The organism is Pantoea sp. SGAir0430 (assembly GCF_043549295.1).
Genome location: NZ_CP039427.1, coordinates 1,030,203 through 1,045,510 on the forward strand (window position 1 = coordinate 1,030,203; position 15,308 = coordinate 1,045,510).

General features: G+C 60.0%; 13 protein-coding genes. 6 read left to right on the forward strand and 7 right to left on the reverse strand.

Annotated elements, in window-relative coordinates; translation table 11 throughout:
• Window positions 1-106: 106 nt before the first annotated feature.
• Window positions 107-1,039: a ribosylpyrimidine nucleosidase gene (gene rihB, locus E7738_RS04955; RefSeq protein ID WP_222950939.1), complete on the forward strand. Its 933-nt coding sequence runs from the start codon at window positions 107-109 to the stop codon at window positions 1,037-1,039.
• A gap of 83 nt (window positions 1,040-1,122) precedes the next feature.
• Window positions 1,123-2,373, forward strand: a complete 1,251-nt coding sequence (locus E7738_RS04960) for a NupC/NupG family nucleoside CNT transporter (RefSeq protein WP_058774759.1) — start codon at window positions 1,123-1,125, stop codon at window positions 2,371-2,373.
• Window positions 2,374-2,388: 15 nt separating this feature from the next.
• Here the strand turns inward: E7738_RS04960 and E7738_RS04965 are convergent, their stop codons facing one another.
• From E7738_RS04965 to E7738_RS04985, 5 genes are all read right to left on the reverse strand, one after another.
• Entirely contained in the window at window positions 2,389-3,252 is an 864-nt protein-coding gene (locus E7738_RS04965; RefSeq protein ID WP_021506045.1) for a DeoR/GlpR family DNA-binding transcription regulator, read from the reverse strand.
• Window positions 3,253-3,380: 128 nt separating this feature from the next.
• Entirely contained in the window at window positions 3,381-4,328 is a 948-nt protein-coding gene (locus tag E7738_RS04970; RefSeq protein ID WP_021506046.1) for a D-ribose ABC transporter substrate-binding protein, read from the reverse strand.
• Between the two features lie 74 nt (window positions 4,329-4,402).
• Window positions 4,403-5,458, reverse strand: a complete 1,056-nt coding sequence (locus tag E7738_RS04975; RefSeq protein ID WP_021506047.1) for an ABC transporter permease — start codon at window positions 5,456-5,458, stop codon at window positions 4,403-4,405.
• 22 nt (window positions 5,459-5,480) lie between these two features.
• Entirely contained in the window at window positions 5,481-7,019 is a 1,539-nt protein-coding gene (locus E7738_RS04980; RefSeq protein WP_394516162.1) for a sugar ABC transporter ATP-binding protein, read from the reverse strand.
• Window positions 7,016-7,669 carry a DUF2291 domain-containing protein gene (locus E7738_RS04985; RefSeq protein WP_021506049.1) on the reverse strand — a complete coding sequence of 218 codons (654 nt, stop codon included), beginning with the start codon at window positions 7,667-7,669 and terminating at the stop codon, window positions 7,016-7,018. Before E7738_RS04985 ends, E7738_RS04980 begins: the two co-directional genes overlap by 4 nt.
• A 432-nt stretch (window positions 7,670-8,101) precedes the next feature.
• Between E7738_RS04985 and E7738_RS04990 the strand changes: the two genes are divergently transcribed.
• From E7738_RS04990 to E7738_RS05005, 4 genes are all read left to right on the forward strand, one after another.
• On the forward strand, window positions 8,102-9,658 hold the full coding sequence (locus E7738_RS04990) for an FGGY-family carbohydrate kinase (protein WP_394516163.1): 1,557 nt from the start codon (window positions 8,102-8,104) through the stop codon (window positions 9,656-9,658).
• Window positions 9,659-9,661: 3 nt separating this feature from the next.
• Complete coding sequence (locus E7738_RS04995) at window positions 9,662-11,191, forward strand: glycerol-3-phosphate dehydrogenase (RefSeq protein WP_211726185.1); 1,530 nt, start codon at window positions 9,662-9,664, stop codon at window positions 11,189-11,191.
• A 10-nt stretch (window positions 11,192-11,201) separates the two neighbouring features.
• Entirely contained in the window at window positions 11,202-12,137 is a 936-nt protein-coding gene (locus E7738_RS05000; protein ID WP_058780570.1) for a sugar phosphate isomerase/epimerase family protein, read from the forward strand.
• 62 nt (window positions 12,138-12,199) lie between these two features.
• Window positions 12,200-13,156, forward strand: a complete 957-nt coding sequence (locus tag E7738_RS05005) for a sugar-binding transcriptional regulator (RefSeq protein ID WP_059008814.1) — start codon at window positions 12,200-12,202, stop codon at window positions 13,154-13,156.
• Window positions 13,157-13,162: 6 nt separating this feature from the next.
• Here the strand turns inward: E7738_RS05005 and E7738_RS05010 are convergent, their stop codons facing one another.
• Complete coding sequence (locus tag E7738_RS05010; protein ID WP_394516164.1) at window positions 13,163-13,903, reverse strand: DeoR family transcriptional regulator; 741 nt, start codon at window positions 13,901-13,903, stop codon at window positions 13,163-13,165.
• A gap of 41 nt (window positions 13,904-13,944) precedes the next feature.
• A complete protein-coding gene (locus E7738_RS05015; protein WP_058769792.1) occupies window positions 13,945-15,207 on the reverse strand; it encodes a DUF1479 domain-containing protein in 1,263 nt (420 codons plus the stop codon).
• Window positions 15,208-15,308 lie beyond the last annotated feature (101 nt).

The following is a 15,308-nucleotide window of genomic DNA, read 5'->3' on the forward strand; positions in this document are numbered from 1 at the left end:
CTCTGGCGTGTCACGCCGCTGCTAAGGTGAAGGCCTCTACCCTACCGCACCGGAAAATTTCTGCAATGAAATTAAGGTGATAAATAAAGAAGCTGAGGAGTAAACCATGACAGCACGTAAAATTATTCTGGACTGTGATCCCGGTCATGATGATGCCATCGCCATCATGCTGGCCGCAAAACATCCGGCGATTGAATTACTCGGCATCAGTATCGTGGCGGGCAATCAAATTCTGGACAAAACGCTGGTTAATGGCCTGAACGTTTGCCAGACGCTGAATATCGACACGCCAGTTTATGCCGGCATGCCGCAGCCGATTATGCGCCAGCAGATCGTCGCCGATAATATTCACGGCGAAACCGGTCTTGACGGCCCGGTGTTCGGCCCGCTGAAGCGTAAAGCGGAAACAAAGCACGCGGTGAACTTTATTATCGATACGCTGATGAACAGCGACGGGGATATCACGCTGGTGCCGGTCGGCCCGCTCACTAATATTGCAGTAGCGATGCGCATGCAGCCGAAAATCATTCCTAAAATCCGTGAAATTGTGCTGATGGGCGGCGCTTACGGCACCGGTAATTTTACCCCGTCGGCGGAGTTTAATATTTTTGCCGACCCGGAAGCCGCGCGCGTGGTATTTACCGCCGGCGCCCCGCTGGTGATGATGGGGCTCGACTTAACGCACCAGACGGTGTGCACGCCGGACATCATTACCCGCATGGAAAAGGCCGGCGGCCCGGCCGGAAAGCTGTTCAGCGACATGATGAATTTTACGCTGAAAACCCAGCACGATAATTACGGTCTGGCGGGCGGCCCGGTGCATGACGCCACCTGTGTCGCCTATCTAATCAATCCGGATGCCTTCAACGTTCAGCCGATGTTTGTCGAAATCGATGTCAACAGCGGTCCCTGCTATGGCCGCACGGTGTGTGATGCGCTGGGCGTGCTGGGGAAACCGGCAAACACCAAAGTGGGCATCACGCTGGATACCGCATGGTTCTGGGATTTAGTCGAAGACTGCGTGCGCAGGTACCGCTAATCATTTAACCCCACAATATGGGCAGAAAGTGGTCGCCCATACCGCTATGCAACCTCACCAGGCTGACATCAGGAAATATCATGATGGATATAATGAGAAGTGTTCTGGGTATGGTGGTATTACTGGCGATCGCGTTTCTGCTGTCAGTAAATAAAAAGCACATCAGTCTGCGCACCACCGGTGCCGCGTTACTGATTCAGATTGCCCTCGGCGGCGCGATCCTCTATTTGCCGCCGGGCAAATGGCTGGCGGAAAAAGTCGCCAGCGGCGTGCATCAGGCGCTGGCTTACAGTGATGCGGGCAGCGCGTTTCTGTTTGGCGCGCTGGCCGGACCGCAAATGGACAAGGTGTTTAACGGCGCCGGCTTTGTATTCGCTTTTCACGTTCTGCCGGCCATCATCTTTATCACCGCGCTGGTTAGCGTGCTCTACTATATTGGCGTGATGGGCGCCATCATTCGGCTGCTGGGCGGCATCTTTCAGCGCGCGCTCAACATCAGTAAGATCGAATCCTTCGTGGCGGTCACCACCATTTTCCTCGGGCAGAATGAGATCCCGGCCATCGTCAAACCCTTCGTCAACCGTCTCAATCGCAACGAACTGTTCACCGCCATCTGCAGCGGCATGGCTTCAATAGCCGGTTCCACTATGCTCGGCTATGCCGGGCTGGGGGTACCGATTGAATATCTGCTGGCCGCCTCGCTGATGGCCATTCCTGGCGGCATTCTGTTCGCCCGGCTGCTCAGTCCGGCAACGGAAGCATCGCAGGTGACTTTTACCAACCTGTCGTTTAGCGACACGCCGGCACGCAGCCTGATTGAAGCCGCCGCCAGCGGAGCGATTACCGGGATGAAAATAGCCGCCGGTCTGGCGACGGTGGTGATGGCGTTTGTCGGTATCATCGCGATGCTCAACGGCATACTTGGCGGCATCGGCGGCTGGTTTGGTCACGGCGACATCAGCCTGCAGGGAATACTCGGCTTCGCGCTGGCCCCGCTGGCGTGGCTGATGGGCGTGGCGTGGCACGATGCGGCGCTGGCGGGCAGTCTGATAGGTCAGAAACTGGTGGTGAACGAGTTTGTTGCCTACATCAGCTTTTCACCTTATCTGCATCAGACGGGCGCGCTCGACGGCAAAACCATCGCCATCGTCTCGTTCGCCCTGTGCGGCTTTGCTAACTTTGGTTCGATTGGCGTGGTGGTCGGCGCCTTTTCTGCCGTCGCACCAGAGCGCACCCCGGAAATCGCGCGGCTGGGCCTGCGCGCGCTGATCGCCGCAACGCTCTCCAATCTGATGAGCGCCACCATCGCCGGCTTCTTCATCGGCCTTGGCTAAGGCGCAAACCGGGCATTACGCCTCTGTGCGTCCCTGCCCGGTTTTCATCGGTGCCACCACCACATTCACCCCCAGCTCCTGCAGGCGACGTAGCACCGGCACCGGCGTGCCCTGATTGACGATCACCACATCAAACTCGCTCAGGTGGGCAAAGCGATGCAGCGCGCGCCGCTCAAACTTGGTGTTATCCATCATCAGGATGCGCTTCTGCGCCGCCTCGAACATCGCGCGCTTAGTCTCCACCGTCTCGGCCGACTGATGAAACACCGCATCATCAATAATCGCCGACATGCTGACAAAAAACACATCGGCGCGCAGGCTGGCGATTTCGTCTCGCGTCATGCGTCCCATAAAGGCGTTACACCAGTGATGAAACTGGCCGCCGAGCCCCATCAGGGTGATATCGCGACCGTTACGTAATTCATTCATTAACGTCAGCGAGTTGGTGATTACCGTGAGCGGCGCTTTGGCCGGCAGCAGCCGCGCCATCTGCAGCACGGTAGTAGAATCATCAAGAAACAGCGCCTGGCCGGGTTCAAGGTAGCCAGCGGCCACTTCGGCAATCGCCTGTTTCTCTTCCAGCTGGCGCGTGGCACGGTAGAGATCGCTGGATTCCACCAGGCTGGTTGGTGTGGCAGAGACCACGCCGCGTGATTTATGCAGCAGCCCACGCTCAACCATCTCATCAATATCGCGATGGGCGGTCATCAGGCTGATCCCGAAGCGCTCAGTAATATCTTCGATACGCACCGCGCCTTCGGCCATCACGGCTTCGGCTATGAGCTGGCGTCGTGCCAGCTGACGCGCCTGACGGCTGTCGCCCGGTAAGGTTTCATTCAGGAAGTGACCAGCGGAGGTCTCTTGCGGGTTATGCGCCATGTTTCGTCCGGAAAGTGAAGCGGAAATGCAGTTTCGGCTTTGATTACAGCGCGTAAACGTTTCTTTTGCAAATCAGGCGCGCAGCAGGCAACCGATGACGGCCAGAACGCCGCCATCGGTAATCTGACTTACTGCTTCAGGACAAACGGCGAAACGAAATCACCGGCGTTGTCTTTGGTGATCAGGATACAGTCAAACAGCTGCTTCTCCTGTGCTACACCGGTTTTGCCGGTTTTGAGGAAGGTGTCCGCCTGCTCTACCGCCTTCTGCGCAAACTGTGCCACCGGCTGCATCACGGTATAGGCCAGCGTACCGGCTTTAACCGCGTCGACCGCATCCGGTGAACCGTCAAACCCGCCCACTTTGACCTGGCTGAGTTTGCCGGCTTCCTTCAGGGCGGCGATAGCACCCAGCGCCATCTCATCGTTACCGCTGATCACCCCTTTGATGTTCGGATTAGCCTGCAGCAGCGACTGCATTTTATTGAAGCCCTGGGTGCGATCCCAGTTCGCCACTTCCTGGCCGACTTTCTTAAGCGTCGGGTACTGAGACAGCACGGTATCGAAACCGTTGGCGCGCGTGGCGGCGTTGTTATCCGACGGCGGTCCCACCAGCTCGACATAGCTGGCGCTGTCACCCACCTGCTTCACCCACTCCATCGCGCCTACTGCCGCGCCCTGTGCGTTATTCGACACCAGCTGCGCTTTAGCCAGCCCGCTCTGGTTCAGTTCGGCATTGATCACGAACACCGGAATATTGGCGGCGATGGCTTTCTTTACCGAGCCAATCGAGCCGTCGGCGTTAGCCGGATCGAGAATGATCGCCTTCGATTTATTGGTGATCGCCGTATCAATCAGCTGGCTTTCGGTGTTGGTATCCCCTTTGTGCGCGCTGACTTTGGCACTGTAGCCCAGCTTCTCCGCCGCCTTCTGCGCGACCTGGCCCTCAGTCAGCCAGTAAGGGTTGGAGGGATCGTTGACGATGATGGTCATCAGGCCGTTGTTGGCCCAGCTGGGTAAGGCAAAGGTGGAGATGGCCATCGCGGCGGCGGCGATAAACAGACGTTTATTGAACATAGGTGCTCCGTTATTATTAGGGTACAGGTTTGTTTTACGGTTACTCGCGCGCCAGCCGGCCAGCGCGCACAGGGTTAGCGACCGCGCCGGCCGTATTGCAGGGTGTTGAGCAATACCGCCAGCACAATCACGGCGCCAGTGAACACCGTCTGCCAGTAGGCAGAAACGCCGATAATCACCAAGCCATCAGAGAGAAAGCCAATCACGAACGCGCCCAGCAGCGTGCCGCGCACGTTACCGCGTCCTCCGGTCAGCGCCGCACCGCCAATCACTACCGCTGCAATGGCGGTCAGCTCGTAGGTGGTGCCCGCGGTCGGACCGGCGGAGGTCAGCTGCGAAGAGAGCACCAGCCCGGCCATCGCCGCACAGATACCCGACAGCACGTAGACGCTGATTTTGATGCGTTTCACCGGCACGCCGGAAAGATCGGCGGCGCGCTCGTTACCGCCCGAGGCATAAAGCCAGCGGCCAAACGCCGAGCGACTCAACAGGAAACCGCAGGCCAGCGCCACTGCGCCGAGCACCAGCACGCCGACCGGGATGTTGAACAGGCGGTTAAAACCGAGCCAGTCGAAACCGGTATTGCCCAGCGCTTCGCTGCCGGATAGTTTGTTGTAGGTCAGACCGTTGGTGATCAGCAGCGCGATACCGCGCGCCACATACATGGTGCCGAGCGTGGCGACAAACGCCGGTACGCGAAAAATCGCAATCAGCACGCCGTTGACCAGTCCCACCAGCGCACCCAGCACCAGCGTCAGAATTGCCACCGCCCACACCGGCAGATAGAGCACCACGCCCAGCGCTTCAAGGTTGATGCCCTGCATCATAAAGCCGGCCATCACGCCAGCCAGTCCCAGCGTCGAGCCGACTGACAAATCAATCCCGCCGTTGAGGATCACCAGCAGCATGCCGATCGCCGGCAAACCGAAGATGGCCACATGCGACGCCATGGTGAGGAAGTTCGCGCCGGTAAAGTAGTTGGGCGATAGCAGGGAGAAAGTGGCGATAATCACCAGCAGCGCAATAAATGCACGCCCTTCCAGCAGCAGCCGCGCCAGATTGAGGCGCTTGCTGCTGGCCGGTTTCGCCACCCGCGGTGCGCTATCCAGCGTTTGGGTTCTGTCAGTCATACCGTTTGCTCCGTTTTTCATGTCATGCCACCAGAGACTCGCCCGAAGCGGCCATAATGCGTTCTTTGCTCACGCTGGCGTCGAAGATGGCCGAGATGCGCCCTTTGCTCATCACCACGATGCGGTGCGCGATACTCAGGCACTCGCCCACTTCTGAGGTGGTGTAAACCACCGCCAGCCCTTTGCTGGCGTTCTCCGCCAGCAGACGAAACACTTCGGCTTTGGCACCGATATCGATGCCGCGGCTCGGTTCATCCAGCAGAATCACTTTGGGTCGGGTGGCGAGCATTTTGCCGATCACCACCTTTTGCTGATTGCCGCCGGACAGGGAACCGATAGCCGCCTCACCGCCGGCAGTCTTGACCGTCACGTTACGAATGCTGTCACTAATCAGCTGTTTCTCCCGTCGCGTTGACAGCACCAGTCCGCGCACAAACTCGCTGATGCTGGCCAGCGACAGGTTTTCGCCCACCGTCATGGTCTGCACCAGCCCGTCGCGCTGGCGATCCTCCGGCACCAGCGCCAGCCCCATTTTGATGCGCTGCGACAGCGACAGCGCGGAGATCTCGGTATCCTGCAGCAGGATGTGCCCGCTACTCTGCTTCAGCCGTCCGGCGAGACACTCCAGCAGCTCGGTGCGCCCCGCGCCCATCAGGCCATAAATGCAGACAATCTCACCGGCCTGCACCGTCAGCGACAGCTGATCCACCAGCCGGATGCCGGTTTTGCTTTTCACGGTTAACGCCTGCACCGTCAGCGCGTCACCGCCGAAGGCATAGCCGCCGGGCGGTGAACCGAGGTCGAAGTGCTCTCCCACCATGTTGCGCACGATCCATTCGAGGTCGATCTCGTCGCGCCGGGCATAAGCGGTCATCACGCCGTCACGCAGCACCACAGCGCGATCGGTGATCTCCAGTGCTTCCTCCAGATGGTGTGAGATATACACAATCGCCACGCCCTGATTGGTCAGATCGCGGATGACCTGGAACAGCACCGCCACTTCCGCTGCGCTAAGCGCCGAGGTCGGTTCATCCATGATCAGGATTTGTGAATTCACCGACAGCGCGCGGGCGATTTCCACAATCTGCTGCTGCCCGAGACGCAGGTTCTCCACCGGCGTCAGCGGATCAATCTCCTCCTCCAGCGCTGCCATCAGATGGCGGGTCAGCCGCGCCTCTTCGGCGTAATCCACCCCGCCGGGCCGCATGATTTCGCGCCCCATAAAAATGTTGTCGCGCACGTTCATGTTGGGCGCGAGATTCAGCTCCTGATGAATAATCGAGATACCACAGTCGCGCGCCTCGGTGGCCGAACGGAACACCTTTGCTTCGCCGTTTAACAGAATTTCCCCGGACGTTGGCGTAATCACGCCAGAAAGAATTTTCATCAGCGTCGATTTACCGGCGCCGTTTTCACCAAACAGCGTGGTGACTTCGCCGCGGCGGATTTCAAAATTGACGCCTTTCAGCGCATGGGTGGAGCCATACACTTTGCTGACGTTGCGCGCCTGCAGAATCACTTCTCCTTTCAGCAGCGCCGGGTTGACATTGAACGGTTTCATTGCACCTCCACGCGCACCGGCGTAATCAGCCAGTTGGTCGGGCTGAGCAGACGGAACACGCCAACCACCTGCACGGTTTTGCCCGGCAGCGCGTCGCGGTCCAGTTTCTCCAGCACCGCCGCTTTCATGGCGCGGTTAATCGCCGCCCCGGCGTTCTGGTATTCGATCTGATTAGTAAAATCACCAAACTGAATTTTGCCGCTGGCATCACGCAGATCGGTGCCGGTGATCGCCGGGCCGGTTTGCAACCGCAGCTGCGTGCCCGCTGGCAGACCGGCGACCTGTAACGGGAATACACCCATCTGCCCCGGCTGCACCACGCCCTGCAGTTTGACCGGCAGCACCGGCAGCGGCGAGCCGACACCGTATCTGGCCACCGCCTGCTGCCGATCGCTGTTCAGTGCGGCCGCCAGCGTGGCGGCATCCACCGCGCGCGCTTCGACATCCTGCTGGATGCCGGGAAAGGTTTTCTGCCCGTAGCTGTCTGCGGAGAAGCCCTGCTGACGCGCGTCGTCCGCCGAACCGATGCGCACCACTTTGGTATCCAGCGCCATGGCAGCCACCAGCGCCACGATCACCACGCCGCTGAGCGTGTAGCGCCGCCGACGTTTGCGTGCCAGCTGCTGCGTTAAGATTGAGACCTCGGACATAACGTGACCTCTCAGGGTGAACAGCGACAATATACATCGTCGTGCAATGTTATAAATGTGATAACTTGTGTGATGAGAATTGTGCTGTTGTGACTAAATTGTCAACAGGTGGCGCGCAATTTTTCGCACAGCGCGATCTGGATCGCTTATTTGCCTGCAATCACCCCAAATCCGTTTAAAAACCCCTTTAATACAATCATTAAAAACCTTTCACAGTGTTCGGGCGCATCCGCAACCTCCACTGATTTTGTGATCGGACTCGCCATCCGGAGTGAAATTTATTCTTTTTTGAGAAAAATAATACATCAGATATGTTATCTCCATGAGAAGTGGTGTAAGACAGTATTTAGCAAAATCATCACAGCTCATTAACAAGGCTGCGGATAAACCAAACAGGGGTTCCCGCACCGGGAGCAGCGAACGGAGGTGTATGTGGAGAGTGGCGATATCATTCTGGGTCTGGATTCCGGCACCTCGGTGGTTAAAGCGGTGGCGTTTGATCTGGAAGGTAACCAGCTGGCGTGCGCGTCGGCGCGCAATCGCTATTACCGCAGCGCAGGCGGTGCCGCCCAGCAGTCAATGACGCAAACCTGGCAGGATGCGGTCAGTGCGATTCACAAGCTCGGCGATCGGGTGGAGAATCTGGCGGCGCGCGTGGTGGCCGTGGCGGTGACCGCCCAGGGCGATGGCAGCTGGCTGGTCGGTGCTGATAATCAGCCGGTGGACGATGCGTGGATCTGGCTGGATGCCCGCGCCGCCGCCACGGTGGAAAAACTTAACCAACACCCGCTGGCCGCCGCACGCTTTCAGGCCACCGGCACCGGTCTTAACACCTGCCAGCAGGGTGCGCAGCTGGCGCACATGGACCAGCACTATCCCGAACTGCTGGCGCGCGCCGAAGTGGCGCTGCACTGCAAGGACTGGCTCTATCTCAATCTGACCGGCGTGCGCGCCACCGATCCGTCTGAAGCCAGCTTTACCTTTGGCAACTATCGCCACCAGCGCTACGACGACACGGTAATCGACGCGCTGGGGCTTAACCATCGGCGCCACCTGCTGCCGGAGATTATCGACGGCACGCAAATCACCCATGGCCTCACCGCTGACGCCGCCCGGCAAACCGGCCTGCTGGCTGGCACGCCGGTGTGTCTCGGCTATGTCGATATGGCGATGACCGCGCTCGGTGCCGGGGTGCACACCGGTGAAGCCAATACCGCCTGTTCGATTGTCGGCTCAACCGGCGTGCATCTGCGCAGCGTCACCATTGACGAGGTATGGCTCAACCCGGCGCAAACCGGCTACGTGATCCCGCTGCCGTGGCCAGGTTATGTCACTCAGGTACAAACCAACATGGCCTCCACGCTCAATCTCGACTGGCTGCTGAACGTGGCCAGCGATCTGCTGAGCAGCTTTGGCTGTGAAACCGATCATGCGCGGCTGGTGCAGCAGATCGATCGCTGGCTCAACGACGCGCAGCCGGGCACCCTGCTGTTCCATCCTTACATTTCGCTGGCCGGTGAACGCGGACCGTTCGTCAACGCCGACGCGCGCGCCAGTTTCACCGGCCTCAACTACCAGCACAACTTTGGCGACCTGGTGCGCGGCGTGATTGAAGGCATCGGCATGGCAGCTCGCGACTGTTATCAGGCGATGGGCGCTACGCTGCCGGGAGAAATTCGCCTTACCGGCGGTGCGGTGCGATCGCAGCCGCTCAGACAAATCCTTGCTGCCTGCATCGGCGCGCCGGTGCGCATCAGCCAGCGCGAGGAAGCCGGCGCAGCGGGTGCGGCCATGATGGCGGCGGTGGCGATTGGCGCGTATCCGGACATGGCGCACTGCGTTGAACGCTGGGTGCGTCCGCTGCTGGACGACGCCGAAGCACCGTCGCCTGCGCTGATGCAGCGCTACCAGCAGCTGTTCCCCCAGTATCAGCAGATCCGCCGCGATCTTCCTGCCGCCTGGCAGGCATTAAACAGTTTTAAGGAGTAACGCATGAGTGACAACACGTTGGATCTGTTTGTGATCGGCGGTGGCATTAACGGTGCCGGTATCGCGCGCGATGCCGCCGGGCGCGGGCTGTCGGTGATGATGTGTGAAAAAGACGATCTTGCCGCAGGCACCTCCTCACGCTCCGGTAAACTGGTGCACGGCGGCCTGCGCTATCTGGAGTACTACGAATTCCGCCTGGTGCGCGAGGCGCTGATTGAACGCGAGGTGCTGCTGAACGCGGCGCCGCACATTATCTGGCCGATGCGCTTTGTGCTGCCGCACAGCCCGTCCGATCGCCCGGCGTGGCTGGTGCGGCTGGGGCTATTTCTCTATGACCACCTTGGCGGACGCAAAAAACTGCCGGGCACGCGCGTGCTCGATCTGACGCGCGATCCTGAAGGCGCACCGCTGCTGGACAGCTACCAGAAAGGCTTTGAGTATTCCGATTGCTGGGTCGACGATGCCCGGCTGGTGACGCTCAATGCGCTGGATGCCGCCGAGCGCGGCGCCACCATTCTGCCGCGCACCCGCTGCGTGTCAGCGCAGCGTCTGCCGGGCAAATGGCAGATTACCCTGCAGGATCAGGCCAGCGGCGCGCAGCGCACGGTGTTCGCCCGCGCGCTGGTGAATGCCGCCGGGCCGTGGGTGCTGGATATCGTCAATCAGGTTAGCCATACGCAAAGCCAGCGCAGCGTGCGGCTGGTGAAAGGCTCGCACCTCATCGTGCCGAAATTCTGGGAGGGCCAGCAGGCCTATCTGGTGCAAAACACCGACAAGCGGGTGATTTTTATCAATCCTTATGAGGGTGATAAAGCGTTAATCGGCACCACCGACATTCCCTGGCAGGGCAAAGCGGAAGATGTCAGTGCGGATGATAGTGAGCAGCAGTACCTGATCGACGTGGTGAATCGCTACTTCAAGGTTAAGCTGCGCGCCAGCGATGTGATTACCCGCTTCTCCGGCGTACGGCCGCTGTTTGACGACGGTAAAGGCAATCCCTCGGCGGTGACGCGGGATTATGTGTTCGACCTCGATAATCAACAGGATGCGCCGCTGCTGCACGTGTTCGGCGGCAAAATTACCACGTTCCGCAAGCTGGCCGAGCATGCGCTGCAACAGCTGACGCCGTTTTTCCCCAACATGGGCGCGGACTGGACGCGCAGCGCTACGCTGCCGGGCGGCGAGATCGCCAATGCCGATTTTGACAGCTTCCTGGAGGAGATCAAAACGCGCTGGCCGTGGCTGCCGCAGCCGCTGCGCAAGCACTATGCGCGACTGTACGGTGCGCGTATGAGCACGCTGCTGGGCACCGCCGGTTCGCTGAGCGATCTCGGTGAGCATTTTGGCGGCCAGCTGTATGAGGCCGAGGTACGTTATCTGGTGCAGTACGAATGGGCGCAGCAGCCGGAAGACATTCTCTGGCGTCGCACCAAACATCAGCTGCACCTGAGCGCTGCACAGCGCACCGCGTTCAGCCAGTGGTTCGAACAGACTTTCCATCCTGCCGCGCCGCTGCGCGCCCACGCTGGCTGAGAGGTGCCGCATGCCATTAACGCTTTCGCTAAATACCAATCCGCTGGTGAACCGCTTTGCCGATCCCGGCGATTTAATTCACACCGTGGCGCAGCAGATCCGCATCCGCGATCTGCAGCTGACGCATGAGTTTATCAATCCCGGCTGGCCTGCTGCCACGCTCACCCACATGACGCGCCGCATGCAGCAGGCGCTGCGTGCCACCGGCGTGCGCGTCACCTCCGGCATGACCGGGCCGTATGGCCGCCTCAACCATTTTGGTCATCCGGATGCGGCGGTACGTCGCTACTACATTGACTGGTTCAAAACCTTTGCCGACATCACCGCGGAACTGGGCGGCGTCGCGGTGGGCTCGCAGTTTGCCATCTTCACCCAGCGGGATTTTAACGATGCAGCGCGGCGTGAAGCGCTGATTGCCATCGCCATTGACTGCTGGGCGGAAGTGGCGGAACACGCCAAAGCGGCCGGTCTGCGTTACCTGTTCTGGGAACCGATGAGCGTCGGACGCGAATTTGGCGAAACCATTCCCGCCTGTATGGCGCTGCAACAGCGGCTGAGCGCGGCACAGTTTGCCCTGCCGATGTGGATGATGGCGGATATCGATCATGGCGATGTCACCTCTGACGATCCGCGTGACTACGATCCTTACGCGTGGGCTGAAGCGGTGCCGCGCGTTTCGCCCATCATCCATATAAAGCAGAGCATGATGGATAAAGGCGGGCACAGGCCCTTTACATTGCAGTACAATGCCGGCGGTCGCATTCAGCCGCAGCCGCTGCTCGAGGCGCTGGCGCGCGGCGGCGCGCAGGATAACGAGATTTGCCTCGAGCTAAGCTTCAAAGAGCGCGAACCCACCGACAGCAATGTGGTGGCGGAGATTGCCGAAAGCGTGGCGTTCTGGGCCGACCATATTGATACCGGGGTGCAGGATTTGCATCTCGCGTGAGCATGCCGTGCTGAGGGCTTTCGTCAGCCCGCAGCACCCCTCAACCAGACAGGGACAACCCGATGAAATCCGCACCGACTTCCGCTGAACGCGATGACTCTCTGGCCCTGCGGGCGGCCTGGCTGCACTATGTCGGCGGCCTGACGCAGGCTGAAGTGGCCAAACGGCTCGGCCTGCCGTCGGTGAAAACCCATCGGCTGATTGCGCGCATGGTGGCCGAAGGCGCGGTGAAAGTCACCATCGACGGCGCGATTGTCGCCTGCGTGACGCTGGAAGAGCAGTTGCGCAGCCGCTACGGCCTGAACTTTTGTCAGGTGGCACCCGATCTCGGCGAAGAAGGCCTGCCGGTGCGCGCGCTGGGCATGGCCGGTGCCGACTATTTGCGTAATCTGCTGGCCTCCACGCCGGCGATCACGCTGGGTCTCGGCCACGGCCGGACGCTGTCGGCAGCAATTCACCAGCTGGCACGTATCGACGCGCCGCACCTGCGCTTTGTCTCCCTGCTCGGCTGTCTGACGCGCAACTACGCGCTCAATCCGCATGACGTGATGCATCGCATCGCCGAAAAAACCGGTGCGCAGGCCTACATGATGCCGGTACCGTTTTTTGCTAACACCGAAGAGGATCGCGATGTGCTACTGGCGCAGCGTGGCGTCAGCGAAGTGTTTAGCATGGCCGCGCACAGTGAAGTGAAGCTGGTGGGCATTGGCACCGTGGAACCGGCCGCCCAGCTGGTGGAAGCCGGGATGATCGATGCAGCCGAGATCCGCGCCCTGTCGGAAGCCGGCGCGGTGGGCGAACTGCTGGGGCACTTTTTTGCTGCCGACGGGCAGATGATTCACAACTCGCTGACGGCACGCACGCTGTCGGTGCCGCTGGATCTGGCGCAGCGCGCAGAGATCGTGGCGCTGACCGGCGGACCGAGCAAAGTGGCGGCGATCCGCGCGGTGCTGGCCAGCGGACTCGTCACCGGTTTGATCACCGACGAGCTGACCGCGCAGGCGCTACTCAGCGCATGAATCAGGTTAAACCAGACTGAGCTGCAGCGACTGCGCACGCAGCTGCTGCTGCCAGCCTGCGGCGAGTTCCGCGTCGGTGATCACCTGCTTAAACGGCTGTAGCGGCGCCAGCGCATAGGGATGAATCTGACCAAATTTGGAGGAGTCGGTGAGCGCGACGCTGTGCGTCGGTTTTTCCATGATGGCGTTCACCACATCGCAGCGCAGCATGTCGCGGCTGGTGAAACCGGTCGCCTCATCCCAGCCGTCAATGCCAATAAACGCCTTATGGAAGTTGAGGTGCTGAATGCACAGCCGCGTTAACGGCCCGACTACCGACTCACTGCTTTTCTGAAACAGCCCGCCGAGGATAATCACATCGCCGCCCTGCTCACGCAGCAGTCCGGCGATGTAATGGCTGACGGTGATGATGGTGATGTCCTGCCGATGGCTGAGCTCTCGCGCCAGCAGCGCATTGGTGCTGCCGCCTTCAATAAACACCGTTTCGCCGGGGTTAACCAGCCCGGCGGCGTACTCCGCCAGGCGTTTTTTCACCGCAAAGCGGGTTTGCATGCGCGCGCCTACGTCATCACTTTCCGGTGCCACGGCGGAACCGTGCACGCGGCGCAGAAAGCCGCCCTTCTCCAGCAGGTTCAAATCCTGACGCACCGTCACCTCCGAAACGCCGGTGGTTTGCGCCAGTTCATTGACGCTGACGCTGCCGCGCTCGCTGACCAGTTGAATAATGTGCTGATGACGTGCGTTCATAGAGCCTGCTGTAAAAAAGTTTTTGCCCAGCTTAGCAGAAATCACGCTAATCCCAGACTGCGCCGGCCGTTTTCATTCAGATCCTGCGGCGTAAAACGGCCGCGCCAGCTGGCTTCGTAATCCTCTTTGGGGAAATCGCCCGGCGAGACACCGGTCGCCAGCGCCTGCGCCACCTGCTGCGCATAGTCGGCGTTTTTATCGCACATCGGCGCGGCAGGAATGTACATCACGTTGCCCCAGCCCTGCTGATTTTCTACCGGTGCCACCGCATGAATCACATCGCAGTGCCACCACACCGAATCGCCCGCCTGCAGCGCCGGGATCGAACACAGGCCGGCAATTAATTCCGGATGCCAGCGCTCCGATACCGGCAGCACTTTGCCCGGCGCCACGCCGCACAGTTCCTCTTCCGGCACATCCTTCAGTAACGGACGCAGCAGCAGATAAGCCATGGCTTCCGGCACCGGCACCACGTGCAGCAGTCCCTGACCGGGCTGCATATCAGAGAGTGCGGTCCAGCCCTGGAAAGTGCGGAACACCGAACATTTGGTGGTGGTGCCAGACTGATACTCCTGCACGGCCGTGCGGTGCGCCGCATCCCACGGATCGTACTGATCGAACTGGTTAGAAAAGATCTTGCTGAACACCTGCTGATAGGCCGGCAACAGCCAGCGCTCCAGCGCGCCGGAATCGGTATGCGCGCCCAGCCCTTTTGAGGTGGTACCCGGCAGCCGGCGCCGGATGCGATCCGGATAGATGATGCTCACGTCCGGATCAAACCAGCGCGTACCGGCGGATTCGAATTTCCACAGGCGATTGAGGAACGCCTGGGTTTGCGCCATGGCCTCGCTCTGGCGGGCTGACATCTGCGCATCGCTCCAGTAAATGGGGTAGATCTCCGGCCGCGAGGCGTCGAGGTTGCCAAAGAAGTTGTCGCCCGGCCCCTGATAGACACGGTCGAAATCATTGTCGTCGAGGTAGTTGAGCATGTCAGCATCCCACGCCAGCGCCTGCTCGCGGCTGAAGGTTTGCTTCACCACCACGCAGCCGCGGCGGCGGATATGATCTTTGGTCTGTTCGCTGATGCGACCGGCGGCCAGATCCGCGAAGCTGACCTGCGGCCACGCCGTTCCGTGCTGCTTCTCTTCGGCGCGCGCGGCCGCGATTTCACTGACAATCTTACTTCTGACCTGCTCAAACAGGCCTTCGACATCGCCAATCTGTGCTCTGAGCGCCTGCTTCATCAGGCGCACATGCTGTTTAAAATCGTCGGGTTGTTGTTCTGAGGTAAAAGTGGTGTTCATCTCGCACTCCGTCTGTTTACGCCTTAGTTTCATTCGAAACACATTACATATTCATTCATAACATCGAGCGAACAAAAAGACAGCACGCAGGCAAAAAATAG

Coding starts and splice junctions, on each gene's coding strand:
- rihB (WP_222950939.1), top strand. CDS start 107: ATGACAGCACGTAAAATTATTCTGGACTGTGATCCCGGTCATGATGAT.
- E7738_RS04960 (WP_058774759.1), top strand. CDS start 1,123: ATGGATATAATGAGAAGTGTTCTGGGTATGGTGGTATTACTGGCGATC.
- E7738_RS04965 (WP_021506045.1), bottom strand. CDS start 3,252: ATGGCGCATAACCCGCAAGAGACCTCCGCTGGTCACTTCCTGAATGAA.
- E7738_RS04970 (WP_021506046.1), bottom strand. CDS start 4,328: ATGTTCAATAAACGTCTGTTTATCGCCGCCGCCGCGATGGCCATCTCC.
- E7738_RS04975 (WP_021506047.1), bottom strand. CDS start 5,458: ATGACTGACAGAACCCAAACGCTGGATAGCGCACCGCGGGTGGCGAAA.
- E7738_RS04980 (WP_394516162.1), bottom strand. CDS start 7,019: ATGAAACCGTTCAATGTCAACCCGGCGCTGCTGAAAGGAGAAGTGATT.
- E7738_RS04985 (WP_021506049.1), bottom strand. CDS start 7,669: ATGTCCGAGGTCTCAATCTTAACGCAGCAGCTGGCACGCAAACGTCGG.
- E7738_RS04995 (WP_211726185.1), top strand. CDS start 9,662: ATGAGTGACAACACGTTGGATCTGTTTGTGATCGGCGGTGGCATTAAC.
- E7738_RS05000 (WP_058780570.1), top strand. CDS start 11,202: ATGCCATTAACGCTTTCGCTAAATACCAATCCGCTGGTGAACCGCTTT.
- E7738_RS05005 (WP_059008814.1), top strand. CDS start 12,200: ATGAAATCCGCACCGACTTCCGCTGAACGCGATGACTCTCTGGCCCTG.
- E7738_RS05010 (WP_394516164.1), bottom strand. CDS start 13,903: ATGAACGCACGTCATCAGCACATTATTCAACTGGTCAGCGAGCGCGGC.
- E7738_RS05015 (WP_058769792.1), bottom strand. CDS start 15,207: ATGAACACCACTTTTACCTCAGAACAACAACCCGACGATTTTAAACAG.